This is a genomic window from Clostridium sp. Marseille-P7770 (assembly GCF_902143525.1).
In the GTDB taxonomy this organism is placed as follows: Bacteria; Bacillota; Clostridia; order Lachnospirales; family Lachnospiraceae; genus Pilosibacter.
On the sequence record NZ_CABFVC010000010.1, the window covers coordinates 77,748 to 87,959 of the forward strand.

General features: G+C 52.2%; 9 protein-coding genes. 3 read left to right on the forward strand and 6 right to left on the reverse strand.

The genetic code is table 11. The annotated features are described in order from the left end of the window. Positions 1-82: 82 nt before the first annotated feature. The 3 genes from FN001_RS17205 to cdd are packed head-to-tail and all read right to left on the reverse strand — an operon-like array spanning position 83 to position 2,388. On the reverse strand, positions 83-1,276 hold the full coding sequence (locus FN001_RS17205) for a phosphopentomutase (protein ID WP_142412670.1): 1,194 nt from the start codon (positions 1,274-1,276) through the stop codon (positions 83-85). Beyond that, positions 1,263-1,934: a deoxyribose-phosphate aldolase gene (deoC, locus tag FN001_RS17210; protein WP_142412671.1), complete on the reverse strand. Its 672-nt coding sequence runs from the start codon at positions 1,932-1,934 to the stop codon at positions 1,263-1,265. The genes FN001_RS17205 and deoC overlap by 14 nt, the downstream gene beginning before the upstream one ends. A gap of 37 nt (positions 1,935-1,971) precedes the next feature. Further along, entirely contained in the window at positions 1,972-2,388 is a 417-nt protein-coding gene (cdd, locus tag FN001_RS17215; protein ID WP_142412672.1) for a cytidine deaminase, read from the reverse strand. Positions 2,389-2,816: 428 nt separating this feature from the next. On the opposite strand from cdd, the gene FN001_RS17220 reads away from it, so the two are divergent. Continuing rightward, positions 2,817-3,464 (forward strand): phosphatase PAP2 family protein, encoded by a 648-nt coding sequence (locus FN001_RS17220; protein WP_405580220.1) that lies wholly within the window; start codon positions 2,817-2,819, stop codon positions 3,462-3,464. A gap of 277 nt (positions 3,465-3,741) precedes the next feature. Here the strand turns inward: FN001_RS17220 and FN001_RS17225 are convergent, their stop codons facing one another. The 3 genes from FN001_RS17225 to asnA all read right to left on the reverse strand — a co-directional run bounded on the left by FN001_RS17225 (position 3,742) and on the right by asnA (position 7,687). Then, positions 3,742-4,722: a D-2-hydroxyacid dehydrogenase gene (locus FN001_RS17225; RefSeq protein WP_142412673.1), complete on the reverse strand. Its 981-nt coding sequence runs from the start codon at positions 4,720-4,722 to the stop codon at positions 3,742-3,744. After that, complete coding sequence (locus tag FN001_RS17230) at positions 4,710-6,521, reverse strand: aminopeptidase P family protein (RefSeq protein WP_142412674.1); 1,812 nt, start codon at positions 6,519-6,521, stop codon at positions 4,710-4,712. Before FN001_RS17230 ends, FN001_RS17225 begins: the two co-directional genes overlap by 13 nt. A gap of 161 nt (positions 6,522-6,682) precedes the next feature. Beyond that, a complete protein-coding gene (gene asnA, locus FN001_RS17235) occupies positions 6,683-7,687 on the reverse strand; it encodes an aspartate--ammonia ligase (RefSeq protein ID WP_118299207.1) in 1,005 nt (334 codons plus the stop codon). 239 nt (positions 7,688-7,926) lie between these two features. Here asnA and FN001_RS17240 point away from each other — a divergent pair, with 239 nt between their 5' ends. Together FN001_RS17240 and FN001_RS17245 are read left to right on the forward strand one after the other, a co-directional pair. Further along, positions 7,927-8,673: a LytR/AlgR family response regulator transcription factor gene (locus FN001_RS17240; protein ID WP_118299206.1), complete on the forward strand. Its 747-nt coding sequence runs from the start codon at positions 7,927-7,929 to the stop codon at positions 8,671-8,673. Beyond that, on the forward strand, positions 8,654-9,946 hold the full coding sequence (locus FN001_RS17245; RefSeq protein WP_142412675.1) for a sensor histidine kinase: 1,293 nt from the start codon (positions 8,654-8,656) through the stop codon (positions 9,944-9,946). The genes FN001_RS17240 and FN001_RS17245 overlap by 20 nt, the downstream gene beginning before the upstream one ends. Positions 9,947-10,212: the final 266 nt, after the last annotated feature.

Below are 10,212 nucleotides of genomic sequence, written 5' to 3' on the forward strand. Positions count from 1 at the left end.
GGGATGCGGATCTTCCTTTTTTATTCTATTTTACCTGTTTCGCGAAACCAGCAGTCCCACGCAGATCTCAGTCAGGTCCCGATCATTCTAATTCTTTTAAGATCGATTCCCCGATCATATTTTCCGCCTTTTTCAATCCGAAATTATCAAGCACGGTCGCACCGATCACACCGAAGGTCTTCTGTTCCTCAAACAGACCTGTCTGTTTCATCGACGGGGAGTACGCAAGGAACGGGACTTTTTCTCTCGTGTGGTCTGTTCCCGTATAGGTCGGATCATTTCCGTGGTCTGCCGTGATCATCAGGAGATCGTCCTCCCGCAGATTCTTTAACAGTTCTCCGAGTTTTACATCGAAGCGCTCCAGTTCTTCCCCGTATCCCACCGGATTTCTTCTGTGGCCCCAGAGCGCATCAAAATCGACCAGATTTACAAAGCAGAGTCCCTTAAAATCCTTATCTTTGCAGATCTCGATCGTCTGTTCCATTCCATGGACGGAGCTCTTGGAGCGGAACGCCTCCGTGATGCCCTGTCCGTCGAAGATATCACGGATCTTTCCGACGGAGATCACATCGTATCCATTGTCCTTTAAGATATCGAGCGCCGTTGTCCCGGTCGGCTTTAACGCATAATCGTGGCGGTTGCTGGTGCGGACAAATTCGCCTTTCTTCTTTCCGACATAAGGTCTCGCGATGACGCGGCCCACGCGCCACTCTTCCTTCATCGTGATCTCTCTGGCGATCTCGCAGCAGCGGTACAGCTCGTCAAGCCCGAATGTTTCCTCATTTCCGCAGATCTGAAGGACGGAATCGGCAGATGTATACACGATCATGTGACCGGTAGCGATCTCTTCCTCTCCCAGCTCATCCAGGATCGCAGTACCGCTGGCGCTCTTGTTTCCGATCACCTTGTGTCCGGTGCGTTTTTCCAGCTCCTCGATCAGCTCTTTCGGGAATCCATGATCCGTGAACGTCTTAAAAGGCTTCGTCGTGTAGATCCCCATCATCTCCCAGTGACCGGTCATCGTATCTTTGCCGTTGCTCGCCTCCGAGAATTTTGTGAACCGTCCCATCGGCGCCTCCACCGGGTCCACGCCCTTTAACGGTCTTAAGTTTGCGATCCCGAGTTTCTGAAGATTCGGGATATTGAAATGTTCCATATGTTCCGCGATGTGTCCGAGAGTGTCCACTCCCACATCTCCAAATTTTTCAGAATCCGGCATTGCACCGGTTCCGAGAGAATCAATTACGATCGTAAAGATCCGATTATATTTCGGCATCTAAATCTACCCCTTTCTTTGCCTGTTCTACAAGTCTGCTTGTTCCGAGGCGGTCAGCCCCCAGACGGACAAACTCCGCCGCATCGCAAAAGTCTGCGATACCGCCGGCCGCCTTGATCTTCTTTTCTGCGGCCATGTGGGCCTTCATGAGCGCCACATCCGGCTTTGTCGCCCCTGCGGTGGAAAATCCTGTGGATGTCTTGATAAAGTCCGCGTCTGAGGCTGATACAGTCTCACACATCTTTATCTTCTCCTCCTCTGTGAGGAGACATGTCTCGATGATGACTTTCAGGATATGATCGCCGCAGACCTCTTTCAGGGAGTTGATCTCTTCCAGGATCTTATCGTACTGTCCCATTTTGACCCAGCCGATATTGATCACCATGTCGATCTCCTCCGCCCCGTCCTTTAACGCCTCTTTCGTCTCAAACACTTTGACCGCCGTCGTGTTGTACCCGTTCGGAAATCCGATCACGGTACAGACCGGCATCTTCTCTCCGAGGTACTCCGAAGCCTGCTTTACGAAAGACGGCGGGATGCAGACCGACGCGGTCCCGAATTTCACCGCATCATCGCAGATCTCCCGGATCTGTTCCCAGGTGGACGGCTGCTTTAATAATGTATGGTCCACCCTCTTTAAAACATCTCTGTATGTCATTTTTCTTATCGTTCCTTTCCGCTTCTTTTCCGGCGGCTCAAATTTCCAGCGCTTTCCCTGTAAATCCGAGCGGAAGAAGCTCCTTCAAAAGGTATTCCCGGATCTCGCCCGCGCCATTCATGAGGATGATCCGGAACGTCTCCGGATCGCAGAATTCCGCCATCACCTGGCGGCAGACGCCGCAGGGCGCGCAGAAGTTTTCCGGTTCTTTTCCTTTTGGACCTCCGACGATGGCGATCGCCCGGAATTCTTTTTTTCCTTCACTGACTGCCTTAAAAATCGCCGTGCGCTCCGCACAGTTTGTCGCCGGGTACGCCGCATTTTCAATATTGCAACCGGTAAATACCCTGTCATCCACGCAGAGGAGCGCCGCTCCGACGGCAAAACCAGAGTACGGGCAATACGCCTGTTTTCTGGCCTTCAATGCTTCCATGACCAGCTCTCTATTTTCCATGAATTTCCTCCCTTCCGGTCCGAAAATCCGAATATTCTATGTTCTCTTACCATACCATAAACACGGAGCAATGTCAAAGCAGCTTCCGGCACCCCCGGACATTCCCCGCCCAGGAAATTCCTGCCCGCGGAACACTTTCTGACACCTTTGTTACAGTACACGGGCACTCCATGCCCGCATACTGTAACAGGATTTTGCCGATGCTTCGCATTCCGAATCGGCAAAATCTGCGACCACAACGGTATTGTACGGAATTTTCAGTTCAGAAAATTCCTACCCGTAAAAAGTAACACCTTTCTTACGTTTCGATAAAAATTTATTCATGGGGGTTGAAACCGCAAAACCAAAGTGCTATAATGTGGCAACACAAAGGAAATATGACAAAATTGTTACAGAACATAAATTCAGAAAATAAAGGAGGTCATCCTTTGAAAAAGCTGATAAAAAAATACGGACATATATGGATGTTATCCTACGCATTCATCTATCTTCCCTGGTTCTCAAGACTCCAGGAAAATGTGAACAAGCCTTACCACGTCATGCACACGGCGCTCGACGATCTGATCCCGTTCAACGAGTATTTTATCGTCCCTTACCTGATGTGGTTTTTGTACGTTGCCGCGACCATCGCGTTTTTCTTCTTTAAAAACCGTGATGACTATTACAGGCTCTGCACTTTCCTCTTCACAGGAATGACGATCAGTCTTCTCGTCTGCACCCTGTTCCCGAACGGAACAGATTTCCGTCCGGCGATCGATCCGGATAAGAACATCTTCTGTTATCTGGTATCGAGACTCTGGAGCATCGATCCATGTATCAACGTTTTCCCGAGCATCCACGTTTACAACTCCGTGGGTGTTCACATCGCGATCTGCCACAGCGAGGAATTAAAGAAGCACCCGATGATCGTCCGGGCATCCGGCGTTCTGATGGTTTTGATCTGCCTCGCAACGATGTTCTTAAAACAGCACTCCGTCATCGATGTTGTCGGTGCACTCTTAATGGCATCCGTCATCTATCCGATCGCTTATGCGCCGGAGGCGGAGAAGAAGAAAAAATACGAGACGAGCTTCTAATAAGGATTCAGAAATATTTGCAGGGCAGCTTTTCAGCTGTCCTGTTTTTTCGCGCGAAGATGAAGATCGTCGCAGGCGACCGCGCTCGGCGCGAGAATGTTCCAAGACACATTCGGTCCTCTCCCCACTGTTTCCCGGGTCTAACTTCATCTTCACGCAAGTGTCCGGTTCCGGTCTGCCAGTGTTTTTTATCCAGAATTTTTACTGCTATAGAAAAACAGCCGCCCTCCTGCACGCTTCACGCGCGCAAAAAGGCGGCTGTCTTACTATTCCGGATCTACTTCCGGTACCCCGTCGCAAAATCCACCACATTCCGGTACGGTATCCCGTTCGCCCACGCCGCGAGATTCTCTCCCGCAATCCTTACGATCCGCTCAAACGTCTCCGGAAGGAAGAAGTTTCCGGCCACATGAGGCGTGATCACGAGGTTTCCGAGGTCCCAGAGCGGACTGTCCGCCGGAAGCGGTTCCGGCTCCGTCACATCGAGTCCGCAGCCGCCGAGATGTTCCTCTTTTAAGACCTTGTAAAGTCCCTCCGGATCAATGGCATTTCCGCGGCCAACGTTGATCAGGTACGCGCCCTTTTTCATCAGGCGCAGTCTTCTCTCGTCCATGATGTGGTTTGTAGCGTCTCCTCCCGGAAGCACCATCGCAACGATATCTGCTCTTCCGAGAAGCTCGTCCAGATCGTCCATCGTATGCTGCTCATCCAGATAATCCGGTTTATTCCGGTTCGTGCGGCGGACGCCGATCACATGAGCGCCGAGTGCATGGCACTTTCTCGCGTAATCCCCGCCGATATCTCCGAGTCCGAGCACCAGGATCGTCGAACCTTCCACAGAGGTAATATTTCCCATGGACTGCCATACGTGCTTTGCCTGGTTCGCATGATACTGGTTAAAGCGGCGGATCAGGTCAAAAGTCAGCGCCAGCATATGTTCCGATACGGCAAGCCCGTAAGCACCCGTCGCATTTGCGAGAACCGCCTGTTCCGGAAGGATCCCCGGTTTGATGTACTGGTCTGCACCGGCAGAGTTTAACTGGAAAAGCTCCAGCTTTTTCGCCTCTTTTACAAGGGCCGGGTCGACATTTCCGATGATCACGTTTGCCTCTTTTACATCTTCCACCGTGACATCGCTGCCGTTCACATAGCGGACGCAGCAGTTTTTGTCGCCAGATGCAGCTTTCTCTTCCAGGAACTTTTTATGATCCTCATTTACCGGGATCACCACAAGGATATTTTTCTCTAGATCCTCCATGTATAATCCTCCCCGATCGGTCTTGTCGCCTCTTTTAACCACTCATTCTCCTCCGCCGTCATAAACGGTGAAAGTTTCTCGTAGACCGCTTTATGGTACTCATTTAAGTTCCTCACATCAGACGGCTCCATCACGGAAATGTCCACCGCGTCGAGATCGATCGGCGCGAAAGTCATGTTCTCAAAGCACATGAACTGGCCGTACTCGTTCTTTTCCGCTTTTCTGCACATCGTCAGGTTCTCGGTACGGATGCCGTGGCTTCCCTCAATATAAAGTCCCGGCTCGTCCGAAGTCAGCATTCCCTCTTCCAGGACACAGGAATCCTGGCGCTCCGGAACGATGCGCCAGCGGATGCCGTTCGGGCGCTCATGAACCGCAGACAGGAATCCGACGCCGTGACCGGTGCCATGGTTGAAGTCGAGTCCGCGCTCCCAGAGCGGTCCTCTTGCCAGATAGTCCACATTGAGTCCGCGGCAGCCGTATAAGAATTTCGCATGCATCAGGCGCAGCATTCCCATCATGACAAGTGTGAAATGAACCTTCATCTCGTCCGTGACATGGCCGATCGCGATCGTTCTCGTCACATCCGTGGTTCCCTCATAATACTGTCCGCCGGAGTCAACAAGATAGAATCCGTCTGTTCCGACCGGGCTCTCCTGCTCCTTTGTCGCGTGGTAATGGCACATCGCGGCGTTGGATCCGAATGCGGAGATCGTCGTGAAGCTCGGTCCGAGATAACCTTCCTGGGCTTTCCGGTAATCCTCAAGACGCTCTGCAGCTTCCGTCTCCGTGAGAGCGACCTTTCCGGCGTTTTTCTTCATCCAGTACAGGAATTTTGTCAGGGCAACGCCGTCCTTTAAATGGGCTTTGCGGAGGTTTTCCATCTCCACCGGGTTCTTCACCGCCTTCATGAGGGAAGTCGGGTTCATGGCCTCCACAATGCGGTTGGATGCGTCGATCTTCTTATAGAGAGCAAAGTTTACCTTCTCCGGTTCCAGGAGAACCGTCTCATTCTTCAGTTCCGCCACTGCATCATAGATCGCATCATACTTTCCGATCGTCACATGATTCTTTTCAAAATAAGCGCGCAGCTCCGGAGAGAATTTACGGCTGGCGATAAAGAGTCTCGCCTCGTCCTCCGTGATCAGGGCAAACGCCGGTGCGAGCACATTTCCGTCATCCGAATTTTTGCGGATATTGAAGAGCCATGCGATATCGTCAAGACTTGATAAGATGTGGACAGACGCATTCTTTTCATCCATCTCGGATCTGAGGCGGATCAGTTTTTCCGTCACAGTCTCACCTGCATATTTCACATCGAGAGTCCAGACCTCCGGTGCCGGAAGGATCGGGCGTTCTTCCCATACTTCCCCGGCAAGGTCATCCCCCACGGAGAGAGTCGCGTGTTTCTTCGCCATCATCGCCTCAAATTTTCTTCCCTGGGCTGCATTGACCACGCGGCCGTCAAAGCCTAAAACTCCGCCTTCCGGCATATGGTCCGTCAGGTATTCCTCGATCGTCGGAACGCCTTCCTCTCCCATCGCCATCAGACGTGTGTCCTGACCTTCCAGCTCTCTCTTTGCCTGAACGAAATATCTTCCGTCCGTCCACATGCCGGAAAAGCTCTGTGTGATCACCATGGTTCCCGCGGAACCCGTGAAGCCGGACAGAAATGCGCGGCATTTGAAATAGTCCTCCACGTACTCGGAATCATGGAAGTCAGAGGACGGAACATAGTATGCGTCCACATGTCTCACTTTCATCAGGGTCCTGAGTTCCCTCAAACGTTCATTTGCCATTTTTTACCTCCATAAGCGAAGAACAGTTACCGCACGCATGTTTTTGCGGACCGTAACTGTTCTTCTGATATATTCATGCCGGCCGGCTTGCGCCGCCGGGTCGTTCTCAATATAAGTTTGTGCAGATCCATATCTGCTGTGTGCGCTCCGGAACGCCTTCCTTACAGGAGCGGGATTCCCGCCTTTGCTGCCTCGGCGCGCACCTCATCCGGCCATAAAGAAGACTGGATCTCGCCGATATGCGCCTTTCTCAGGAAGAACATACAGATACGGGACTGTCCGATACCGCCGCCGATGGTGTACGGGAGCTCGCCGTTTAATAATGCTTTCTGGAATGCGAGTTTCTCGCGCTCCACGCATCCTGCTGCCACTAACTGCTCATGCAGGGATTTTTCATCGACACGGATACCCATGGAGCTCAACTCCAGTGCGATGTCGAGAACCGGATAGTAGACGATGATATCACCATTTAATTTCCAGTCATCGTAGTCAGGAGCACGGCCGTCATGTGGCTTTCCGGATTTTAAGTTTCCGCCGATCTGCTCGATAAAGACAGCGCCGTGAAGCTTCACGATCTCGTACTCTCTCTGCTTCGGAGTCAGGTCCGGATAGCGGTCCTCGAGTTCCTGGGATGTGATAAATTCAATGTGCTCCGGAAGAACACGGCCGATATAATCGTACTCATAAGCCATGTAGTCCTCCGTGATCTTTAACGCCTTATATACGGCGCGGACGGTCTCCTCGAGAGTCTCGCGGGTCCGCTCCTCCTTCGTGATCACTTTCTCCCAGTCCCACTGGTCCACGTAGATGGAGTGGATATTATCGGTATCCTCGTCGCGGCGGATCGCGTTCATATCGGTATATAAGCCTTCGCCCGGCTCAAAGCCGTACTGCTTTAACGCGTAACGTTTCCATTTTGCGAGGGAGTGGACGATCTCCGCCTGTCTCCCGCCTTCCTTGATGTCGAACGCGACCGGGCGCTCCACACCGTTTAAGTTATCATTCAATCCGGATTCCGGCGTTACAAATAACGGCGCGGAAACACGGGTCAGATTTAACTGCTTTGTCAGTTCCTTCTGGAAAAAGTCTTTTACGATCTTGATCGCAACCTGGGTCTCTTTCAGGTTGATATCCGGAGTATAACCGGCTGGTACAATAAAATTCATTGTAGTGCTCACCTTTCTATGCAGCAGCGTGTCTTCTGTATGTTCGTCTCTGGTCCTGCTGCTGTTATCCATCATATCATCATTTGGGGGAAAATGGAAGAAAAAAGTGTTCGTTATAATTTTTCATTCGTTCACACTTTTTCCAAAAAACATGGTAAAATGTTTCCAGTATCATTCTGTCTCCGGGAATCACCGGACAGGTAGATCACTATCAAAGACACTGCAAAGGGGATACATCTATGAAACTTGCGATCGTTGACGACTTAAAGACGGATTCCGACCGTCTTGCCGGCTTCGTTCATACATATATGGAGCAGCATCAGCTTAAACTCGATGCATTGGATCAGTTTGAAAGCGGAGAGTCCTTTTTAAGCGGCTTTACCTCCGGCTCCTACGATCTTATCTTTCTCGACATCTATATGACCGGGATCACCGGCATGGAGACTGCCAAAAAGATCCGGCAGATCGATCATGACTGCCGCCTCATCTTCATCACGACCTCCCCGGAATTTGCCGTGGAAAGCTACGATGTGAACGCCGTCTTTTACCTTTTAAAGCCGATCCGTCAGGAACAGGTCTTTACTGCTCTTGACCGCTGCGCCCTGCGCGCCCGGGAAGACAGCAGGACCATCGATGTTCCGACTGCCCTCGGAACAATGCCTCTCCCGCTCCACAAAATTTCCTACACAGAGCATGTAAACCGCCAGATTCTTGTCCACTTCAAAGACGGAAGGCAGATGGAAGTCCCAATGAACCAGAAAAGCTTCTCCGCCCTTCTTCTCGAGTATCCGTGGTTCTGCGACTGTATCAAAGGCATGCTCGTAAACTTTGAGGATGTGGACAAACTTCTGGACGACCGCTTCCTCTTAAAAAGCGGAGTCTATATTCCGATCAGCCGTTTAAAATACAAAGACGTGCGGGAACAATTTCTCGAATATTCCTATTCCGCAGTCAGAGGAGGTTCCTATGGCGGAGCTGCTTTTTAATGAATTTTTCTGTACCTATCCGTTTCATATTTTTGCCTATCTGCCGTTTCACTCCACACTCCGGATCTCCGGCAGAAAGATCCTCCTGGTTTCGGTCATGGCGGAACTGCTCTACCTGACCGTTTTCGCGCTCTTAGTCAGCGCCGGTCTCCCGGCTGTCTACGTCCAGTACACAGCGATCCCTGTTTTCGGGATCTTCCTCTATTCCCTCGTAAAAGCAAATGTCGGGATCATCACCTTCCAGTATATCTTCGTCATCGACTATCTGATGGTGATCCGTGCCTGCGCCTTCTTCGTCTGCCAGACATTTTTCCACTGCGGATTCTTCTCCTGGCAGTCCGGGCTCATCACATTCGTTCTCGTACTCCTGACCGCCTGGTTCATGATGAAGCGCCTGATGGAGATCATTGACAGCCTGTCCGCGATCCAGGCTCCGGCCCTCTGGAAGACCGCATGGCTCCTCCCCTTCTCCGCGACCATGATCATCTTTCTCCTGACCGGCAGCATCCGGAGCGGAAGCTTCACACAGGCCGCCCTTATAGCGAGGATCCTCATGCTCCTCTGCATGTTTCTCATCAGCCATACACTGATCCTGCTCCTCCGCTTCTTCAAAGAACAGGCAGAAGCAGCCGTCAAGACCGAATCCATGGAAAAACTCCTCGAGATCCAATCCGACCAGTACAACCTCCTCACAGCCAGGATCCGCGACAACAGCAGAGCCCGGCACGACTTCCGCCAGCACCTCGCCGTCATCAAAGACTGCGCAGACCGCGGAGATCTCGCCTCCCTGCAGGCATACTTAAAAGACTACGAATCCATGTTCCCGGTCCAGGATGTCCGCCGCTACTGCAAAAACTACGCAGTCAACGCGATCCTCTCCTTCTACGCAGAAAAAGCCGAAAAAACCAGGGTCACCACCCAGTTCCAGATCCAGATGGGAGAACCACTCCTGATCCCGGAGACAGAATTCTGCGTCCTGATCGGAAACCTCCTCGAAAACGCCGTCGATGCCTGCGCAGACACAGATGATGGTATCCAGCCCTTTATCCGTCTCCACGTCTGCCAGACCAGCTCCTCCATGCTCTCGATCACAGCCGACAACACAAGCGCATCCGGCCCGACCTGGTCCGGCGACCGCCTCCTCTCCACCAAACACACCGGCTACGGCATAGGAACCGAATCCATCCGCATGATCGCAGAACGCTACCACGGCGACGCCAGATTCTCATGGAAAGACGGCATATTCTACGCCTCCGTGATGCTGAACCCGTAAAAAAATATATTTTCAGCGATGCCAACGGCGAGCGTCCCACTCCCAGCAATGCCAGCGGCGAGCGTCCGGCCGGGAGTGCCTTGATCCGGGGAGCTGGTTCCTCTTAGCTCGCGGGTGACTGCGTTGGACAACCGATGGCACTTGTCTGAGCGCAGCGAGTTGTGTCATCGGTTGTCCGCCCTTAGCAGTCGCACGGGAGCTTAGCGGAACCCTCCCCGCATCCCGGGCACACCCGGCCGGACGCTCGCCGCGTACCCCCGCCAACC

Bases quoted from the DNA above. Each gene is read 5' to 3' on its own strand.
- FN001_RS17205 (WP_142412670.1), bottom strand. From the start codon at position 1,276: ATGCCGAAATATAATCGGATCTTTACGATCGTAATTGATTCTCTCGGA.
- deoC (WP_142412671.1), bottom strand. From the start codon at position 1,934: ATGACATACAGAGATGTTTTAAAGAGGGTGGACCATACATTATTAAAG.
- cdd (WP_142412672.1), bottom strand. From the start codon at position 2,388: ATGGAAAATAGAGAGCTGGTCATGGAAGCATTGAAGGCCAGAAAACAG.
- FN001_RS17225 (WP_142412673.1), bottom strand. From the start codon at position 4,722: ATGGAGGATCTAGAGAAAAATATCCTTGTGGTGATCCCGGTAAATGAG.
- FN001_RS17230 (WP_142412674.1), bottom strand. From the start codon at position 6,521: ATGGCAAATGAACGTTTGAGGGAACTCAGGACCCTGATGAAAGTGAGA.
- asnA (WP_118299207.1), bottom strand. From the start codon at position 7,687: ATGAATTTTATTGTACCAGCCGGTTATACTCCGGATATCAACCTGAAA.
- FN001_RS17240 (WP_118299206.1), top strand. From the start codon at position 7,927: ATGAAACTTGCGATCGTTGACGACTTAAAGACGGATTCCGACCGTCTT.
- FN001_RS17245 (WP_142412675.1), top strand. From the start codon at position 8,654: ATGGCGGAGCTGCTTTTTAATGAATTTTTCTGTACCTATCCGTTTCAT.